The organism is Bifidobacterium gallicum DSM 20093 = LMG 11596, assembly GCF_000741205.1.
In the GTDB taxonomy this organism is placed as follows: Bacteria; Actinomycetota; Actinomycetes; order Actinomycetales; family Bifidobacteriaceae; genus Bifidobacterium; species Bifidobacterium gallicum.
Map to the genome: position 1 here is coordinate 39141 of NZ_JGYW01000003.1, position 18990 is coordinate 58130.

Genomic DNA, 18990 nt, shown 5'->3' on the forward strand with positions numbered 1-18990 from the left:
TACTCACCGGAAGCCCTCCTCGTTCTTGTACGAACCGGTGCTGCGGTACGTGATCAGCGAGACGATGGCAAGCACGATGAACGTCATGATGCCGATGACTGCGCCGAGGTTGTAATCGTTCTTCTCAACAGTCAGCTTGTACAGCCAGGTGATGAGCAAATCAGTCTTACCTGCCGAAGCGCCGACCGGTGTCGGCTCGCCCTTGGTCAACAGGTAGATGACGTTGAAGTTGTTCACGTTGCCCGTGAACGTGGTGATCAGGTATGGCGTGAGCACGAAGAAGATGTACGGCATCGTGATCTTCGTGAACGTCTGCCACCAGTTGGCGCCGTCGATGCGGGCGGCCTCATACAGGTCGGCAGGAATGTTCTGCAGAATACCGGTGACCTGCATGATCGTGTACGGAATACCAACCCAGAGGTTGACGATGATGACCGTGACACGGGCCCAGTTGGCGTCAACGAGGAACGGCAGCGGGCTGTCAATCCAGCCCCAGCTCTGCAGCAGGCGGTTGATAGCGCCCTGCGGCTGCAGCATCTGGCTCATGACGAGCAGCGACACGAACTGCGGCACTGCGATCGACATCGAGAAGATGGCGCGCCACACGCTCTTGCCGGCCGTGGTCGGACGGTTGAGGATCATGGCCAGGAACAGGCCGAGGAAGAAGTTCAGGAACGTGGCGAAGAACGCCCAGATCAGCGTCCAGCCGAGGACCGACAGGAACAGCTTGCCGTTGACAATGCTGCCCGTGCTGGCGAACACTTCCTTGAACGAATTCAGGCCGTCCCAGTCGAACAGCACCAGATGGTTGTGGTCGTAGTTCGTGAACGCCATCGAGATCATGAAGATCAACGGCAGCACGGTGAAGATGGCGATGCCGAGGATCGGCAGGAACATCAACGTGATGTTGGCGCGTTGGTTGAGCATGGCCTTGACGTCCTGGCCGAACGTGAGGGCATGGCCTTCGGCCTTGACCTCGCACTGCGCCTTGTATGCCGAACGGATCGACATGATCCACCATGCGATGAACACGAGGCAAATCACGACAGTGGCAACGCCGTACAGCAAGATGACCACGGAGTTGTCGCCGGCTTCATAGTGGTAGAAACCGTCGGCGTCCTTGACCTGACGCTGCTCATGGTCACCGAGTGACGGCAGCATGCTCAGGTTGTGGGCACCCGAGAAAATCATGAACAGAATGAACAGAACCTCACCGGCAAACAGCAGCAGACCCTTGATGATCTGCTTATGCATAACGTTGCCGAGGCCGAACACAATGATCGACAACTTGGTCCAGACATCACCATTCGCCAAAGCGTTCTTCAGCGAATACGGCGATGGCGGAATGTATTCCGCCCCTAATTTGCGGGCTTTTTTGGCCGCACGGGGGGAAAGCGTGGTGGCACTCATGGGCACCTACCGCCTCTCTCTTGTAAAAATGAACTCTCCAAAGAAAACACCAGGCAGGCATCCAATTGGCTCCGGACGCCGCCGGCCGAATGAAAAGCAAAAGGAATCTCGAACAGATCCGAAGAGAGTCCGGATCTCTTCGAGATTCCCCTGCTATGACGGGTCATACCGCCGACAAAACGGAGCATCGGGAGTGTGAATGACGATGCTCCGTCTGTGGGACCGCCGTTAGCGGTCATTTATGATATGGGCCGGATTGGCGCGTTGGCGCCGATCCGGATGCAATCACTGCTGGAAGGAGGCCAGAGCCTTGGTCAGCTGGTCTTCCCAATCCTTGGTCTTGGCTTCAGCATTATCAGCCGTCACGTCCTTGTTGACGATGGCCTTGCCGAAGGACTCGGCCGGGGTCCACCATTCGTTCATGGCAGCGATGGTCGGCTGAACGATGGAGGTGTTGGCGATCGTGTTGATCTGAGCCTGGGCAGCCGGATCCGCGGAGATGCCTTCGAGATCAGCCAGCGACTTGTCGGTCGGGATGATCTGGCGCTTCTCCCAGTGCAGCTTCTGAGCCTCAGTGGAGCCCAGGAAGCCAGCGAACAGAGCGGCAGCCTTGGTGTTGGAAGCGTTCGGGTTGTAGGCGGCAGCCTTGGAACCAGCGAACGACTTCATCTGCATGTCTTCACCAGCGCAGTTGAAGGTCGGCAGCTGGGCAGCGGCGTAGTTGTCGCCCAGAGCTTCCTTGACGGAAGCGGCATCCCAGGAGCCCGAGAAGTAGACGTCAGCGTCGCCCGTCTTGAGGGCAGCGAGGCCGGAGCCATCCTGATCGTTGATGAAGTTGGCGTTGTTGGCCACGTCGACGAGGTACTTGGAGACATCCACAGCCTTGTCGCCGAACTTGATGCCTTCCTTGACGTCGGTGCCGTTCTCACCGAAGAACGTCATGCCGCCACCGACATAGAATGCCGGGATGTACCAGGAGTTGCTCAGCGGGAAGGCAACCTTGCCCTTCTCGAGCAGCGTGTTGAAGCTCTTGATGTCGTCGGCGCTGTACTTGGACTTGTTGTAGTACATGAACCAAGTGTTGCCCGTGTAAGGAACGCCGTACAGCTTGCCGTCGGTGCCCTGGACGGAGTTGACCATGGACGTGTCGTTCTGTTCCTTGACCTGGGAAGCAACCGAATCCGGCAGCTCGCCGATGGCCTTGAGGTCGATCAGCGTACCGAGCTGATCGTTTGCGAACATGTAGACGTCAGCAGCGGCCGAAGGATCGGTCTTGACCTGCTTGGAGACGTCACCTTCGGAGACGACGTCGTTCTTCCACGTCACTTCATACTCAGGGTGAGCCTTGGCGAAGGCATCCTCAACGGCCTTCAGCCAGTTGCCCTGGTCATCGGCCTGATCTTCGGCCGGCGCCCACACGCTCAGCGTGACCTTCTCGGTGGAACCCGAGGAAGCGGTAGAGTTGGAGTTGGAGTTGTTGTCGGAACCGCAAGCCGCGAGCGGAAGCAGCATAGCAGCAGCGGCGGCAAAGCCAACCGACTTCTTCCAATTGATCATCTTCGATCACCTTTCATTTTCTCAATCATTTCCACAGTCGCACCGCGCTCAATTCCTTACCCCACAAGGCATGACGAATTCACGATGTTTCCGTGCGTTACACTGTACCATAGTTGCAAACGTATTCAAGTTCGCTCATTCCATGCTGGACGAATCCCCCCTCCTTTTCCAGCATCACGGAGCGTCTCAAATCTGCAGTAATCATGTAAGGAACCCGTCATGACCCCCTTCACCTCTCGGACGAAAGCATGGCTCAACACGGCCGTGTTCTATCAGATTTACCCCTCAAGCTTTCAGGATTCGAACGGCGATGGCATCGGAGATTTGCAAGGCATAATTTCTAGGCTCGATTACCTGCAAAAACTTGGCATTTCGGGCATCTGGATTAGTCCAATATATGATTCGCCGTTTCGTGATGGCGGCTATGATGTGCGCGATTTCTGCAACGTTGCAGAACGGTTCGGCAATAATGACGATGCAGTGAAACTGTTTCATGAAGCGCATAATCGAGGCCTGCGCGTGCTGCTCGATTTGGTGCCCGGACATACGAGTGATGAACATGCTTGGTTTGCCGATAGCAAACAAGCCACACCTGTTCACTACGCGGATAGATACATCTGGACCGACGACTGGATTGCCGGCGGTGACGGTTTGCCCTTCATCGCGGGTACGGCCGACCGCAATGGCGCCTACATCACGAACTTCTTCTCGTTCCAGCCCGCACTCAATTACGGATTCGGAGAGCGTCAGCGCGTCTGGCAGACCGAACCGTTGCAAGGCGCCGCATTGGACACGGCCCAAGCACTCGTGGATGTGATCCGCTTCTGGCTGGAGTTGGGCGCGGACGGCTTCCGCGTGGACATGGCTGATTCGCTTGTCAAGTTTGATGATGCGGGAGCTGTGGGCAAAGAGCAGACACGCCGTGTGTGGCAGTGGGTGTTTGACCAGGTGCGCCCTGATTTTCCCGATGCCGTGTTCGTCTCGGAATGGGGACGGCCTGACCAGTCCTTGGACGCCGGCTTTGACATGGATTTCTATCTGGATTGGCGTTGGGATGGCATTCCGAACGGCTATAACATGCTGCTACGCAACACGTCGACGCCACTTGAACACGATGATGACGCGAGCTATTTCAACGCCGATAGCGCCACTGGCATCGCGCCGTTCCTGGCCGAGTATGAGCCGCGTCTGGGGGCTGCGCAGCAGGCTGGCGGATTGTTTGATTTCATCACGTGCAACCACGACACGGTGCGTGTGCGCCCAAGGCTTAGCGAGCTTGAGGTGAAGCTGGCTTATGCCACGTTGTTGACGCTGCCGGGCGCCCCGTTTGTCTATTACGGCGACGAAATCGGCATGTGCTACCGCACGTTGCCCACGAAGGAAGGCGGCTATGTGCGCACGGGCACGCGTACGCCGATGCAATGGGACAGCGCACAGACCAACGATGGCTTCTCCACGGCCAGCGCCGAGGACCTCTATTTGCCGGTCGATCCGGACCCCGATGCGGAATCGGTCAACGATGCCATTGATGACGTCGATTCGCTGTGGCATGTGGTGCATGACTTGATTGCGCTCAAGAAGCAGCATGCGGCGTTGGGATCCTATGCCGGGTATCGCACGTTGTTCTCGTCCGACACGCAGCGCTCCTATGTGTTCGAACGCTTCAGTGACGCCGACGCAAACGATGGTGCATTGGATGCCGCGGGCGCGCAGCGTGTCATTGTGGCTGTGAATCCGTCACGACATGCGGAAACGGTGTCGTTGCAGGAGTTGCCTGACGGATGGTCAGGCAAGTTGACCGCGCTGTATACGGTCAACGACGTCAGTGCTTCCGACGACATGTTGACGTTGGGCGCCCAGAGTTTTGCCGTGTTCATGCTGGGTGAATGACCGGATTGTTGACATCATTGTTGAACCGGTAACGGCCACAACACGCAAGTGGGCGGTTGCATTGGTGTGCAACCGCCCACTGCTGTTTCATATGGCTGATTCACATGGCTGGCATGTGGACCGTTCGCTGTGACGCATGCATTCAGGCCACAGGCTGCGGCGCGCGCACCGCATCATGCTTGAGAATGTATTCGAGCACGGCACCGTAATCGGCTCCTTCCAGCGCCAGCGTGGCGGCGTCTTGCGCGCGTCCCGCATCGGGATCGTTGTCGGTATGCAAATACACGGTGTCGAATCCGGCATGGCGTGCGCCATCGATATCGCAATGCACGTTGTTGCCCACCATCAGCACTTCATCGGGACTGACCTGATTGCGTTCCGTCACGGTGTCGAACAATCCTTTGGCTGGCTTGCGCAGGCCTTCTTCGCTAGAGATCGTGATCGCATCGAACTCGCCAAGCAGTCCGAGCTCTTTCATTTCGGGCACTGTATAGCATGTCTGGGCATTGCTCAGCAAGACCACGCGGTAGCCCTCCTTGCGCAAACGCCTCAACAGTTCCACAGCCCCCGGGAACAGCTTGAGATGCTTGGTCGCGGCTTTCCTGAACGCCCAAGCGCAACGCTGCACCGTGTCGTCATCGGCATCAAACCACAAAACGGAAAGCAACCCGCGATACGCATCCATCAAGTCCGGTTCAAAATCCGGATCCATGTCCATGTGTTCGCGGTCCGGCATAAAACATGCCCCGAATTGGCCACGCAATTCATCATTGTTGTGGTAGAGCGCCCCATCGCGGTCCAATTCAAAACGCAGCGCATCCCATGCCGACTCCAGCGATTCATCCGTAATGTTGTCGACGAGCGTGCCATATAAATCAAAGGCGATGACCTTGTATCGTTGTGTAGCTGCCATAGCTCACCCCTTTCATATGCGCTGTTGTTCACCCTACATGAAACGTACACCCGTTTGGTTGACCAATCCACCAAATCCCTCATCATTTGCACACTTTTCACAGATTTACGTCATAAGGTGTCGCTGCTGTATGTGGTATGGGATGCGCACCGGCCGCGTAACATGGATTGCAAACGTTGCGCACCAGGGAACTACAGCGGCAATGGTTGCGTGCACAGAAATCAATCAAAATCAAGGAAAACGACACCCCATATCGCGTTGCAAACGATGGCAGTGTGCGGTAATCTGGACGCAATGGTGAGCGCGGTCGCAACCCGCAGTCCTGTGCGACGAAGCACGGGGGTACTGTCAGGAACCCGCCGAATCCCCAAGAAAACACACATCTTACGCGTATAAGGAGGGCAACGATGCCGAATGAACCCCGCAACGAATCCGCACAGCAGCGCACCGAGAGTGCCGAACGACTCGCGAGACCGCTGATCCAGCTCGCGAATCTCTGGGGCGTTTCCACCGCGTATATCGACCAGGTCGGCACGTATGTGGAAATCGCCGACGAGTCGCTCGTGACCGTGCTCGGCGCGCTCGGAGTGGACGCGTCAAGCGACGCGCTGATTGACGAAGCACTCGAGCGCATCCGCACGAGCATGCACACGCAGCTTGTGCCGCCGACGATTGTCAAGTTCACAGGAGTGAACAGCAGTGTGGAAGTGCGCGTGCCGGCAGGAGCCAAGCCACAAGTGGCAATTTCGCTGGAACAGGGCGGTCAGGCGGCCGACGATGCCGCGACACTTGAATTTGCCGCGCATGATGACGACGTGGACGTTTACACACTCACGATTGCCGACAGCTTGCCGGAAGGCTACCACCATCTGAGCGTGAGCGACGGAACCGAAACGGCCGAGTCGACAGTGCTGCGCGCCGCCGCACGCATTCCGCTGCCCAAGTCGATGGACCGCCAGCGCTGGGGATGGATGACGCAGATGTATTCCGTGCGCGGTCCCGAATCGTGGGGCGTGGGCGATTATGGCGACTTGCAGCAGCTCGCGGGTGACGCAGCCGCCAAGTCAGGCGCCGACTTCATGCTGATCAACCCGATTCACGCCTCGGCACCAATCACGCCGCTGGAACCGTCGCCATATTTGCCTGAATCGCGCCGTTTCCTGAACGTGACGTATATCCGTCCGCAGAACATTGCCGAATATCAACAGCTCGAAGCGATCGAGACGCCAGAATCGGCTCGTGTACTCAATGAGATCAAGACATTGCATGAGCGTGTGGCGGCAGACAACTTGAACCCCGACCCGATCAACATCAACGACGCCTGGGATGCCAAGCGTGAAGCGTTGCGCCTGATTTTTGAACAGCCGCGTTCAGCTGAGCGCCAGGCCGCGTTCGACGCGTTCAAGCAGGCGGCTGGCGAAGACTTGGAGGCATTCGCACTCTGGAGCGTGGCCTTTGAAGTGTGGGGCGCACCATGGCAGGCCGAGAACGACTGGTTCCATAAGCTCGACAAGCACTCCCCCGAAATCGCGAAGCTCAAGTCCGAATACCACGACATGTTCGAATTCGAATGCTGGCTGCAGTGGATCGCCGACGAGCAGGTGGCCGCCGCACAGCAGGCCGCCAAAGACAACGGCATGGCGCTGGGCCTGATGCAAGACATGGCGGTGGGCGTGCACACCTATGGTTCCGACGTGTGGTGGAGCCCCGAACGCTTTGCCATCGGCCATGTCACAGTGGGCTGCCCGCCCGACTTCTACAACCAGCAGGGTCAGGACTGGGGTCAGCCGCCGTTCAACCCCAACTATTTGGAGGCCACGGGCTACCAGGTGTATCGCGAGATGGTGCACAACATGTTTGCGCATGCGGGCGCCATCCGCATCGACCATGTGCTCGGACTGTTCCGCCTGTGGTGGATCCCGGCAGGCAAGGGCCCGACGGCTGGCGCGTATGTGCGCTACAACTATGAGGCTATGCTGGCTGTGCTGACGATTGAAGCTTCACGCGCCGAGGGCCTTGTGATTGGCGAAGACTTGGGCACGGTGCCCGAGTTCGTGCGCACGACGCTGAGCGAACATGGTGTGCTTGGCGCCGATGTGGAATGGTTCGCACGCGTTGGCAATTCAGGCACTGCGGGCGACCCATACATGCAGCCTTCCGAGTATCGCAAGTACGCGCTGGCATCGGTCACCACGCACGACTTGCCGCCGACCGCGGGCTATCTGCTCTACGACCATGTGGCGCTGCGCGACGAGCTGCATTTGCTCAAGGAACCTGTTGAAGAGTTCCGCAAGGCGGCCGAAGCTGAACAGCACGCGATGCTCAAGGTGCTCGCCGAAGGCGGATGGCTCTCGCCTGAAGCGGCCGCAGACGTGCCGAACCATGTGCAGGAAGTGGTGGAGGCCATGCACCGCATGCTCAAAGCCACGCCGTCGTTGCTCATGCAAGCCGCGCTCGTCGATGGCGTGGGCGAGCGCCGCACGCAGAACCAGCCCGGCACATCCACCGAGTACCCCAACTGGCGCATTCCGCTGGCCGACGCTGACGGCAATGTGGTGCCCACGGACCAGGTGTTCGATTCGCCACGCGTGCAAGCGCTGTCGGCCATTATGAACGGCTGAGAGCCCGCATAACGGCTTTATGCAACATAGCGATATAGCGTGAGCGCCCCGACTGCCATCTGGCGGTCGGGGCGCTCAACTATGTCAGTAGATCAGTCAGGCCTTTTGTTGGCCACTTATGACCTTGGTCAATCAACATAGGTTCAGTGTGTGGCCGGCAGATGGCCGTGCGTGCGCAAGATGTATTCCTGGATTGGCACATGCAGCGACAGCAATGAGCCGTAACCCAACACGCCAAGCAGGAACAAGCCTTGCGGCAAATACAGGAATGACGCCACAATCAACGCTACGAAGGCGATGTCAATCGCCATCATGGCCAAAGTGGCCCAAATGTAGCTGACGCCAAAAATGTAGGCGTTGATCAGCGTGCGCGACACGGGATTTTCGAAGCGCGCCTGCAACGCCCATACCCATTCAAACCCGATGAACCATACGAGCGTCAATGCGATTTTTGGCACCATGAGTTCAGGGATCGTGATCAGCCACATCCATGCGGCGAGCGCGCCGACCAAGCCGAACACGATCCACAGCATCGTGGCTTTGATGAAGTTTTGTTTGAACGATTTGAAGTAGCGTCGTATCCAATGGCCTTCGGCGTGCAACATGCGGCGCGTCGTCTCTTGACCGGCCGCGAGTGAAGCGCCGATTGTGATGATCGGGATGCTCGTGAGCGCCATGAGCAGGTTGATGATGATTGCGTCAACGAAGTTGCTCCATCCCTGCATGAACCGGGAATCAGGAGACAGGAAATTCATGGGTCGCCTTCCAAAAGAGCCAAAGAATCGTGTTACGTGTTGTAACTGTGATAACTGTCTAGTAAAGCTGCTCAGCAGTATAAGGGCAAGTGGCGATGCCTGTGCGGGTGTGAGAGTGGTGGGGATTGGGGATGCGCGGCGGCTATGGGGGTGCCACGGAAATAATGAAGAAAATACCCAGCCCAAGCGCACCATCAAAAACAGGCGGGAAGGAGCGAACCCCTTCCCGCCTGCATGGAAATGATTGAAAAAATCAGCCCTTCACAGCACCTGCCATGACACCCTTGACGATGTACTTCTGGCAGATCAGATAGAAGATGACAATCGGGATGATGGCGAGCACGAGGCAGGCCATCATGGCGCCCATATCCACCGCGCCATAGCCACCCTTGAGATACTGGACGGCGACCGAAATCGTCTTGTATTTGTTCAAGTCCAGCGTCAAGTACGGCAGCAGGTAGTCGTTCCAGATCCACATGGCCTGCAGAATCGCGACCGAAATGATCGACGGCTTCATGATCGGCACCACAACCTGGAAGAATGTGCGCGGCACGGAAGCGCCATCGAGCATGGCCGACTCTTCGAGCGACTCGGGGATGCCCTTGACGACGCCCGTGAAGATGAACACGGCCAAACCGGCGCCGAAGCCCAGATAGATGAAGCACAAGCCCCACGGCGTGTTCAGGCTGAGGCGGTCAGCGAGCCAGGACAGCGTGAACATGAGCATCTGGAACGGCACAATCATGTTGAACAGGAACAGCATGTACAGCGTCTTGGCGGCCCAGTTGTTGACGCGGACGATCCACCAGGCGCACATGGACGTGCACAGCAGGATCAGGCAGACGGAACCCACGGAAATCAGCAGCGTCCAACCAAAGCTTGCGAAGAAGTTCGTGACTTCAATGCCGCGCAGATAGTTGTCGAAACCGGAGAACGACTCGCCAGTCGGGAAGGCGAACGCGTTGTCGTTGATGAACGCCTTCTTCTTGAACGAGTTGATGAGAACGAGGAAGAGCGGGAAGACCCAGGCGATCGAAAGCGCCGAGAAGAACAGGGTCCACGCAAGCGCGTGCTTCGGCTTTTCGGAATTCATGCCGCGACCTCCTTGGACGTGGTGAGCTTGTTCTGCAGCAGCGCGACGACGGCCACGAGAATGAAGAACAGGACCGCCTTGGCCTGGCCCACACCCTCAAAGCCCGTGCGAGCATAGAACGTGTTCGTGATGTTCAGCGCCAAGCCTTCCGACATCTTCATCGGGTTGCCGGCCGTAAGCGCGAGGTTCTGGTCATAGAGCTTGAAGCCGTTGGTGACCGTAAGGAACGAGCACACGGTGATGGACGGCATCATCAGCGGGATGATTACGCGGAACATTGTCTGGCGGCTGTTGGCGCCATCGACCGAGGCGGCCTCGAGCACGTCGGTCGGAAGCGACTGCATGCCGGCGATGTAAATGATCATCATGTAGCCGATCTGCTGCCAGCACACGAGGATGACCAAGCCCCAGAAGCCATACTTCGCGTCGAACGTAAGCGACTTGGACCAATGGGCGAGCACGCCGTTGAGCAGCAGCAGCCAGATGTAGCCCAGGATGATGCCGCCGATAAGGTTGGGCAGGAAGAACACCGAACGGAACACGTTCGAGCCCTTGATCGCCTTCGTGAGCATGTAGGCGACCGCGAACGCGATCACGTTGATGATGATGGTGGTCACAATGGTCAGCAACGTGGAGAACAGCAGCGAATGCAGGAACACAGGATCCTTGATTGCCTTCGCATAGTTCGAGAAGCCCACGAACTTCGCATCGGTGACCGTGGTGAACTTACAGAAGCTCAGATAAACGCCATATACGAACGGGACGATAAAGCCGATGATGAACGCGACGAATGTCGGAAGGACAAACAGCGCCCACCATTTGCGTATCGCCTTTCCAGCCATACTGATCATAGGGGTCAGGCCTACTTTCTTCGGGTCATCTCCATCCACGCCATCGTGTCGATGAAGACAATTGCATTGCCGGTCTCAGGTCTCGCTGCCGGTGCGTTGTGCATCCATCATGCCTGGCATGTCTGGTGCAGTATGCCTGATGCGTCATCTCTGATGCATCGTGCATGGCCACAATTCTCGTTACCTTGCGTTGCTCTGCTGCTGCCGCTGCTGCGTGGATGCTGCAGCTGCGCCGCTGTTGCTGCGCTGCCGCATCGCTGCGACGGCCGCTCGCGTTACTCACCGATTCCCAAAACACGCCGAACGTGCTTGGCTCCGCTGAGTACTGCTTGAGTTTCGCTTGGTTTCGATTGTTGTGAATGCGCTGGCTGCTTTGCCGCGACCACTGCATGCAAGAATACCTATCATGGCCGATAATGTCAAACGTTTGCATTCCCGCGTGCCGAATTCCGCGTGGCGCGGTAGAAGCCGCGGAATCATTGCTGTACAATGGGTTTCAGTAAGCCGTTTGCACAGCACTGCTGCTGAACTGCAAACGTTTGTGCAATCGATGGAACAACAAACGTTTGCAATACTGCAACACGTGTCATTCAGCGACGAAGATTCTTCAACGACGAAGAGCGACGGCTCCCGTAATCACTAACCACTGACTACTAACGACCAACTACCAACCACAACGGAACAGTGCAACAGCAACCCATGCACAGGACCATCTATAGAAGAGGTGTGACTTCCCCATGAACACGAGCATTCAGGATGTGGCCAAAGCCGCGCAGGTCTCCATATCCACGGTCTCCAGATCGTTCACACGCCCCGAACTTGTTTCCAAAGCCACGCGTGAGAAAGTGCTCAAGGTGGCCGAGGAACTCAATTTCTCCACGTCCCGGTCCGCCGCGGCACTCAAGACAGGCCGCTCCTTGCGCATCGCACTGCTCATGAGCGACGCGCTGCATCGCTGGTTCAGCTCCTCCGTGATCGAAGGGCTCAACCAGGTGCTACATCCGGCCGGCTATGATTTGTCGATTTTCCAGGTTTCGAGCGTCGAGGACCGCCGAGATTTCTTCACGATGCTGCCCGTGCGGCGCAATGCCGACGCCGTGATCGCCACGTCGTTCGACATTGACACGAGCGAGGTTTCCGAGCTGATCGCCATCGGCGTACCCGTGATTGGCATCAATTCAGTCATGCCGCGCGAACGCGGGTTCACAGCTGCCGTCAACATCGACGATGTGCAGGGTTCGATTCTGGCCGCCCGTCACTTGATTGCGCTCGGCCACCGCCGCATCGCCTACATCCGTTCGGCGCGCGACGTTTCGCTGCACTTCAGCGTGGCCCAGCGTTTCGATTCGTTCGTGGAATGCTGCAGTCACTCGGGTATCACTCCGACCGTCATCACGGCCATGGAAGGTCCCGACCGTATCGGCGACGTTGTTACCGAACTGTTGAGTCTCGAGCAGCTGCCCACGGCCATCGCCTGTCAGGAAGATGACATTGCGATCCCGCTCATGTTCCAGCTCATGCGCAGCGGGTTCTCGATTCCCGCCGATTTTTCTATCGTTGGGTATGACAACAGTACTTTTTCTTCTGATTTAGGCCTCACAACAATCGCTCAAGATCCGCAGGCCATGGCTGCAACAACGGCGCGTATGACGCTTGACCTCATTGATGGCATCAACCCGCCAGAACTGTTCGTGACCGAACCCGCACACCTCGTTGTGCGTTCCAGCACCGGCCCCGTGCCGCAACATAAAGCCTAGCTAGCGCCAGGCTGCTAAGGAAAAGGCAGAACCCACCAAACCGCATCTCTCCTTACCAGCCTGATACGCAAACACGCACCATCCACCAGCAACCCGCATCGTTGCGTACCAGCCCGGTACGCAACGATGCCGAATCCATCCCCAAACCGCACCTCCCCTGACCAAGCTGGTCAGCAAAACTGCAGTTCCCCGCTCCAAACCGCACCTCCCCTGACCAAGCTGGTCAGCAAAACTGCAGTCCCCCGCTCCAAACCGCATCTCCCGTTACCAGCCCGGTCAGGAAAGATGCAGAATCTGCTGCCAAACTGCATGTTTACTTACCAGGTTTGAGGGGGGGCACGAGCGCTCAAGCCACGTACTTCTCATCCCGCCAATAGTTCAGTTGGGCAGTAAACCGGCTAGGCAGCACGGGCGTTGAACTGTTGGCGGGATTTGTTTTATGTACTCGCACATACGTCACCATTGCGCGCCGCTGGGGTGGCCGCCGAATACGCGGGGACGAGATCAACGGGTATACCAACGGGGCTGCAGCCATCCCTTGATGGCTACAGCCCCGATTGTTGAGAGAGAGGAAAAGAAGAATGTCCTATGGCTTTGCGAATTGGCTTTTTCTGGCCAATTCGCACCAAGTCCCCGTGACGGCCGGGAGGATCACCTCCCGGCGTCACGAGGATTGAGATATTTCGAGCGGATTCGTTACCGAATCCAAGTGTCAAAATCAGTGGGAAGCGTCGTACTCGGTCTTCCAGTTGTCCACGAAGGCCTTCTCCACGGCATCCCAGTCACCGGTGCCCTGAGCGTAGGCGAGCATGGCCTGGCCGAGCTGGTTCTTCCACTCCTCCGACGGCATCATCGTGAAGTTCCAGGTGACCTGCGTCTTGCCGGAGTTGGAATCCTCAACAGCGGCGGTGACGAGCGGGTTCTCGGAAGTGACCTTGTCGAACGTCTTGAATGGCGTGGTGAAGCCCATGTCTTCCGACAGAGCCTTGATGCCCGTATCCGACGTGATGACCCAGTTCAGGAAGTCCTTCGAAGCCTTCTGATCAGCTTCCGAAGCCTTGGCGTTGATGCACAGGTAGTTCTCAGAGCCCGTAGCCAGGCCCTCAGTGGCATCGTCCACACCGGCGTAGATCGGCAGCATGCCGAGCTGATCAGCGTTCATGCCGGCCTTCTGCAGATCGGACCATGCCCAGGTGCCGTTCTGGTAGAACGCAGCCTTGCCGAGCGCGAACTCGGAGTTGGCGTCGTCACCGGTCTTCGAGCTCAGAGCCGTGCGATCCGTCGTGGAATCGGTGATGTACATATCGAAGATGTTCTTGAAATTCTTCAGATACGTGCCCTTGATGGTCTCAGGCTGCTCAGTGATGTTGTCGGCCTTGAACTCGTAGTACAGCGGGATGTTGGCCAAGTGCGTCTTGAAGCGCCAGTCGGAGCTGGAGTCGAAGCCAGCCGAAGTGAAGGCACCTTCAATGCCGAGTTCCTTGGCATGCTTCTGCATGTCGTCGGCCACTGCCTTGAGCTTGTCGTACGAGTCGATCTCTTCGGCGCTCTTGACCTTGGCATCGGGCAGCTTCGTGTACTTGTCGACGATGTCCTTGTTGTAGATGATGCCGTAGGTTTCCATCACGTAAGGAATGCCAACGACCTTGGAGTCATCCTTGAGGGCGATGTCCTGATTCTTGAGCTGCTTGTACATCTCGGTGTCGGACATATCAGCCGTGTAATCCTTCCACGTGGCCAGACCCACGGGGCCGTTGACCTGGAAGATGGTCGGGGCGTTGCTCTTGGCCATCTCGGACTTCAGCGTCTGCTCATAGGTACCCGAAGCAGCCGTCTGCACCTCGACCTTGACACCCTTTTCCTTCGTGTACTTCTCAGCCAGAGCCTTCCACTGATCAGCAGCTTCCGGCTTGAAGTTCAGGAAGTACACCCTTCCTTCGGAATTGTCAGAACCCGAGTTGCCGCAAGCAGCCAGACCAGTCAGGCCCATGACGGCCACAGCAGTGATTCCGATAGCTTTCTTCCAAGTGCGATTCATCTTCGAACCTTTCATACGATATTTCGTCTTTCGACGCTCCGCATCGGTGTGGAGCAGAAGAAGTTTCTCTCATGGACTTCTTTCCGTGATTCCCCATTATGCACCACTTCACAGCAAATTGCAAACGTAATCATCATAAAAGCTGTTTTGAGCGCTCCATCACATCCCCGCGAACCTCGTTTTCCCTAGAAAACAAGCCAAAACCGCCATGTGAAGAAAATGAAAGCGTTTGCCGCAACGAGCGCAACACACCCCCAACCTGTGCACCACCATCACGCTGATTGCCTCCCAATAGCCAACGATTCCTTCTCATTCCTATGCGCCCCCACTCCTGCCTCTTCCCAATCGACCTCTTTCCCGTACCAGACTCTTCCCTACCTCGGCACTGTCCGATCCTTGCCCTTCCCGACCCGCCCTTTCCTCCGCGTTTATCTGTTTCTGCCGATTCCTTGTCCATTTTTATTTCTGACCATTTCCCCTCACCCCTTCTCATTCCTGACCTACCCCTATCTACCCCGGCCTCACCACTTCTCGTTTCCAACCAATCCCATCTCATTCCATCTACTCATACGGGCGAAGTTGAAGTGTGGGATGGAACAATACGCCGACTTGCGACTCCTATGTGCAGACGGCGCCCCTAGGTGTAGCGTCTTCGTACCACCGTGGTACAAACACGACACAAGTACCCGCAATCCGTACCGTTTCTGTACCACCGTGGTACAAACACAATACGGATTTCAGGCCAAATGTACCGCTTTCGTACCACCGTGGTACAAACACGACACAAACGAGCCAAAATCCGTAGCGCCAACGTACCACCGTGGTACAAACGCGATACGAATAGGGACCATCCGTACCGGATTTGTACCACCGTGGTACAAACGCGATACACGCACGAGCCATATCCGCAGCGAATCCACGTCACAGCAATGCAAACGCAATACAGAAGCAAGCCAAACGTGAGGCCCCTTACCAGTCCAGCACAACAAACCTCCGCTTTGGCTACGGGAACTGACGTCTACTTGCCGGCCCAGCGCAACAGACCACCATTGTGGTGGCCAAGTGCGGCCTGTTCTGACCGCAACGGATTACAACAGCCATAGTTCCACGCCCAGTTGCTCACTCCTATATCCACTATCCAGCCGCTGCCCAAACCCACCTTGACGCATACGACGCACACACGGATTGCATATCGAATCGCCCGCCCCTACTCTTTCCATCCCTCCCACCAAGTCGAACACGCTTTGGCCCGCGGCACGCACCGCATGTCGCGCCACCCCCATCTGGCGGTCGTTGTCGTTAGTATGGTGGCCAATCGCACAGTGATGCCGAACAACAGCACCGCCATGCAGGCCAGGTGCGGCGGCACTTGGTGCATCGCCGCACCAAAGCCCAGCCATGCCACAGCGCCACCGACAGGCAGCGCCGTAGCGCCACCACACCGGCAGCGCTGTAGCGCAGATAGCCGTTTTGAGATGAAGGAGGAGTCTCGCATATGACCAACAACAACACGTTCGCCGACTGGTGGAAACAAGCCGTGGTCTACCAGGTGTACCCGCGCAGTTTCAAAGACATGAATGGTGACGGCTTGGGAGATATCGCAGGCATTACCGACCGCATGCCCTATTTGCATGAGCTCGGCGTGGACGCGATCTGGCTTTCGCCGTTCTATCCGTCCGAGCTGGCCGACGGCGGCTACGACGTGATCGACTACCGCAACGTCGATCCGCGCCTCGGCACGCTCGACGACTTCGACGCAATGATCACCGCCGCGCACAAGGCCGGCATCAAAGTCGTCGTCGACATTGTGCCCAACCACACGTCCGACCATCACGTTTGGTTCCAGGAGGCGTTGGCCAGCAAGCCCGGTTCTCCGGCACGCGAGCGCTACATTTTCCGTGACGGCCAGGGTGAGCATGGCGAGTTGCCGCCCAACGGCTGGCAGTCCGTGTTCGGCGGTTCGGCTTGGCAGCAGGTGCCCGACGGCCAGTGGTATCTGCATCTGTTCACGAAGGAGCAGCCCGACCTCAACTGGAAGAATCCCGAGGTGCATCAGGATTTCAAGGAAACGTTGCGGTTCTGGTCCAAGCGCGGCGTTGACGGCTTCCGTATCGATGTGGCGCATGGCTTGGCCAAGGATTTGGACTCGCGCCCGCTGGCTGAGCTTGGTGAGCTCTATTCCGTGCAAAACCTCGACAGTCCCGACGGTCAGCATCCGCTGTGGGACCGTCCGGAAGTGCACGACATCTACCGTGAGTGGAATGAAGTGTTCAATGAGTTCAACCCGCCGCGTTTCGCGGTGGCTGAGGCGTGGGTTACGCCCGAGCATCAACATCTGTATGCGCGCGAGGATGAGCTCGGCCAGATTTTCAACTTTGAGTTTGCGAAGGCCGACTGGTTCGCGAAGGATTTCCGCACGGCCATTGTGGAGGGCTTGCAGTCGGCGCAGGATTCGGGCACCACAACTACTTGGGTCATGAGCAACCATGACGTGCCGCGTCATGCTTCACGATACGGCCTTCCGCAGGTTGAGACGCCTCAGTATCACCGTTTGGCCAATGACTGGCTGTTGCGTAGCGGCACGAGTTACGTCGAGGATCGTGAGCTCGGCGCGCGCCGTTCACGCGCGGCGCTGCTGATGGAACTTGGGTTGCCGGGTTCGGTGTACGTCTATCAGGGTGAGGAGCTTGGCCTTCCCGAGGTCGCGACGATTCCTTGGGACCGTCTTGAAGATCCCGTCGCGTTCAATACGGACCACGGTTATGCCGAGAAGGGCCGCGACGGCTGCCGCGTGCCGTTGCCGTGGGATTCGTCCGATCTGCCCGAACCCGCGCTCTGGGATGAGACGTTTGGTGAAGGCTCGACGGGTTCGTTCGGCTTCTCGCCGGCCGGTTCGGCTGACCCGCATCTGCCGCAGCCCTTGTGGTTCAAGGACTATTGCGCCGACGTGGAGCACACCGATCCGGCTTCGATGCTCAATCTGTACCGTCGCGCGCTGGCGATCCGTCAGTCGCTGCTCACGTCGACACGCAGCCTTGACTTCACGTGGTTCCCGACTGTGGAATTTGGTGAGCAGGTCATCGCTTATTCGCGTCCGATGCACGACGAGACCGGCGACCGGTTCGCTTGCATCGTCAACTTCGGTGCCGAACCCGTGATGCTGCCCAACGGCGAGCTGTTGCTCAAGTCATCGCCGTTCGACGGTTATGCGCTGCCAACCGACACGGCCGTGTGGATGCGCGTCTGAGTTGTGGGGTGGAGACGGCACGGTCGCGGTAGCAGAAATCAATTAAAAATTCCACTCCTCGATGACCGTGTCGCCCTTGTAGAACCCGAGACGGCACAGGTGGGCCGTGTCGAGACGCAGGTGACGGGCCGAACGCGGGTCCTCGCCGAGGAACTGCGTCGTTAAGATGCGCAGGATGTGCGCATGGGCCACGAACAGCACGTCGCGACCCTGCATGAGTGCCGGGCGTGCGGCTTCGATGGCCCGCGAGGCGCGCGCGGCCGCCACTTCCAGCAGTTCCCCCTCGCCGTTGACCACGTGCACGGTCGAGCCGTCCGGCATGATTTCCGTACGCTCGCCCGAAAACTGCAGCGGCACCCCCTCGGGCCCCTCACGCCATACGTCCCACGGCGAGCCGAGGGCCTCGGAAATTTGCACTCGTGTGCGGCCTTCCGCACGGCCGTAATCCCATTCAGCAAGTTCGTCAAGCACCTGGTGTGTCGGGAAGCCGGCCAGGGCCGCCGTTTCCTGCGCGCGCACGAGCGGACTCGTGAACACGTCTTGTGGCTCGAATCCGCGCGGGAAAATCGCACGCAGCCGCTCCCCTGCGGCCACGGCCTGCTGCCGGCCCGTTTCGGTCAATGTGATGTCTGTACGGCCCGTATATTGCCCGCTTTCGCTCCATACGGTCTGTCCGTGGCGCAACAGCACCAGCGTTCCCGGCGTCACTTCTTGTTGTGCGAACGGCATCATGATCTCCTGCTTCGTTGCGTGGCCTCAAATATGTTCATCCTATGCCAACTTCGCGTTGTTCACGAGCGTTATTTCGGTTTCTTCATGGTTTATGCTGATTTCTATTTCTGTTGGGGAGAGCATGGC

Annotated in this window: 13 protein-coding genes; 5 read left to right on the plus strand and 8 right to left on the minus strand. The window is 57.8% G+C overall.

The window, feature by feature from the left end; all coding sequences use genetic code 11:
- Positions 1 to 3: 3 nt before the first annotated feature.
- Together BGLCM_RS02330 and BGLCM_RS02335 are read right to left on the minus strand one after the other, a co-directional pair.
- On the minus strand, positions 4 to 1410 hold the full coding sequence (locus BGLCM_RS02330) for a carbohydrate ABC transporter permease (RefSeq protein WP_006295917.1): 1407 nt from the start codon (positions 1408 to 1410) through the stop codon (positions 4 to 6).
- 285 nt (positions 1411 to 1695) lie between these two features.
- Positions 1696 to 2967, minus strand: coding sequence for an extracellular solute-binding protein (locus BGLCM_RS02335; protein ID WP_006295916.1), 1272 nt, complete (start codon positions 2965 to 2967; stop codon positions 1696 to 1698).
- A gap of 219 nt (positions 2968 to 3186) precedes the next feature.
- Here BGLCM_RS02335 and BGLCM_RS02340 point away from each other — a divergent pair, with 219 nt between their 5' ends.
- A complete protein-coding gene (locus tag BGLCM_RS02340) occupies positions 3187 to 4857 on the plus strand; it encodes an alpha-amylase family glycosyl hydrolase (RefSeq protein ID WP_006295915.1) in 1671 nt (556 codons plus the stop codon).
- A 142-nt stretch (positions 4858 to 4999) separates the two neighbouring features.
- Here BGLCM_RS02340 and BGLCM_RS02345 read toward each other — a convergent pair whose 3' ends face one another.
- Positions 5000 to 5770, minus strand: coding sequence for an HAD family hydrolase (locus BGLCM_RS02345; RefSeq protein ID WP_006295913.1), 771 nt, complete (start codon positions 5768 to 5770; stop codon positions 5000 to 5002).
- 407 nt (positions 5771 to 6177) lie between these two features.
- Here BGLCM_RS02345 and malQ point away from each other — a divergent pair, with 407 nt between their 5' ends.
- A complete protein-coding gene (gene malQ / locus BGLCM_RS02350) occupies positions 6178 to 8391 on the plus strand; it encodes a 4-alpha-glucanotransferase (protein WP_006295909.1) in 2214 nt (737 codons plus the stop codon).
- 143 nt (positions 8392 to 8534) lie between these two features.
- Here the strand turns inward: malQ and BGLCM_RS02355 are convergent, their stop codons facing one another.
- The 3 genes from BGLCM_RS02355 to BGLCM_RS02365 form a co-directional block, all read right to left on the minus strand.
- Complete coding sequence (locus tag BGLCM_RS02355) at positions 8535 to 9146, minus strand: DUF624 domain-containing protein (RefSeq protein WP_006295908.1); 612 nt, start codon at positions 9144 to 9146, stop codon at positions 8535 to 8537.
- 253 nt (positions 9147 to 9399) lie between these two features.
- Complete coding sequence (locus BGLCM_RS02360; RefSeq protein WP_006295907.1) at positions 9400 to 10239, minus strand: carbohydrate ABC transporter permease; 840 nt, start codon at positions 10237 to 10239, stop codon at positions 9400 to 9402.
- A complete protein-coding gene (locus BGLCM_RS02365; protein WP_006295906.1) occupies positions 10236 to 11090 on the minus strand; it encodes a carbohydrate ABC transporter permease in 855 nt (284 codons plus the stop codon). The genes BGLCM_RS02360 and BGLCM_RS02365 overlap by 4 nt, the downstream gene beginning before the upstream one ends.
- A 406-nt stretch (positions 11091 to 11496) precedes the next feature.
- Here BGLCM_RS02365 and BGLCM_RS02370 point away from each other — a divergent pair, with 406 nt between their 5' ends.
- Together BGLCM_RS02370 and BGLCM_RS02375 are read left to right on the plus strand one after the other, a co-directional pair.
- Positions 11497 to 11733 carry a hypothetical protein gene (locus BGLCM_RS02370; protein WP_006295903.1) on the plus strand — a complete coding sequence of 79 codons (237 nt, stop codon included), beginning with the start codon at positions 11497 to 11499 and terminating at the stop codon, positions 11731 to 11733.
- 94 nt (positions 11734 to 11827) lie between these two features.
- Positions 11828 to 12847: a LacI family DNA-binding transcriptional regulator gene (locus tag BGLCM_RS02375; RefSeq protein WP_006295902.1), complete on the plus strand. Its 1020-nt coding sequence runs from the start codon at positions 11828 to 11830 to the stop codon at positions 12845 to 12847.
- Between the two features lie 718 nt (positions 12848 to 13565).
- Here BGLCM_RS02375 and BGLCM_RS02380 read toward each other — a convergent pair.
- Positions 13566 to 14885, minus strand: a complete 1320-nt coding sequence (locus tag BGLCM_RS02380) for an ABC transporter substrate-binding protein (protein WP_044084647.1) — start codon at positions 14883 to 14885, stop codon at positions 13566 to 13568.
- 1495 nt (positions 14886 to 16380) lie between these two features.
- Between BGLCM_RS02380 and BGLCM_RS02385 the strand changes: the two genes are divergently transcribed.
- Entirely contained in the window at positions 16381 to 18132 is a 1752-nt protein-coding gene (locus BGLCM_RS02385; RefSeq protein ID WP_006295895.1) for a glycoside hydrolase family 13 protein, read from the plus strand.
- A 42-nt stretch (positions 18133 to 18174) separates the two neighbouring features.
- On the opposite strand, the gene BGLCM_RS02390 is transcribed toward BGLCM_RS02385, so the two are convergent.
- On the minus strand, positions 18175 to 18864 hold the full coding sequence (locus BGLCM_RS02390) for a histidine phosphatase family protein (RefSeq protein WP_006295894.1): 690 nt from the start codon (positions 18862 to 18864) through the stop codon (positions 18175 to 18177).
- Positions 18865 to 18990 lie beyond the last annotated feature (126 nt).

Bases quoted from the DNA above. Each gene is read 5' to 3' on its own strand.
- malQ (WP_006295909.1), top strand. From the start codon at position 6,178: ATGCCGAATGAACCCCGCAACGAATCCGCACAGCAGCGCACCGAGAGT.
- BGLCM_RS02345 (WP_006295913.1), bottom strand. From the start codon at position 5,770: ATGGCAGCTACACAACGATACAAGGTCATCGCCTTTGATTTATATGGC.
- BGLCM_RS02335 (WP_006295916.1), bottom strand. From the start codon at position 2,967: ATGATCAATTGGAAGAAGTCGGTTGGCTTTGCCGCCGCTGCTGCTATG.
- BGLCM_RS02365 (WP_006295906.1), bottom strand. From the start codon at position 11,090: ATGATCAGTATGGCTGGAAAGGCGATACGCAAATGGTGGGCGCTGTTT.
- BGLCM_RS02380 (WP_044084647.1), bottom strand. From the start codon at position 14,885: ATGAATCGCACTTGGAAGAAAGCTATCGGAATCACTGCTGTGGCCGTC.
- BGLCM_RS02355 (WP_006295908.1), bottom strand. From the start codon at position 9,146: ATGAATTTCCTGTCTCCTGATTCCCGGTTCATGCAGGGATGGAGCAAC.
- BGLCM_RS02385 (WP_006295895.1), top strand. From the start codon at position 16,381: ATGACCAACAACAACACGTTCGCCGACTGGTGGAAACAAGCCGTGGTC.
- BGLCM_RS02330 (WP_006295917.1), bottom strand. From the start codon at position 1,410: ATGAGTGCCACCACGCTTTCCCCCCGTGCGGCCAAAAAAGCCCGCAAA.
- BGLCM_RS02370 (WP_006295903.1), top strand. From the start codon at position 11,497: ATGGCCGATAATGTCAAACGTTTGCATTCCCGCGTGCCGAATTCCGCG.
- BGLCM_RS02390 (WP_006295894.1), bottom strand. From the start codon at position 18,864: ATGATGCCGTTCGCACAACAAGAAGTGACGCCGGGAACGCTGGTGCTG.
- BGLCM_RS02360 (WP_006295907.1), bottom strand. From the start codon at position 10,239: ATGAATTCCGAAAAGCCGAAGCACGCGCTTGCGTGGACCCTGTTCTTC.
- BGLCM_RS02340 (WP_006295915.1), top strand. From the start codon at position 3,187: ATGACCCCCTTCACCTCTCGGACGAAAGCATGGCTCAACACGGCCGTG.
- BGLCM_RS02375 (WP_006295902.1), top strand. From the start codon at position 11,828: ATGAACACGAGCATTCAGGATGTGGCCAAAGCCGCGCAGGTCTCCATA.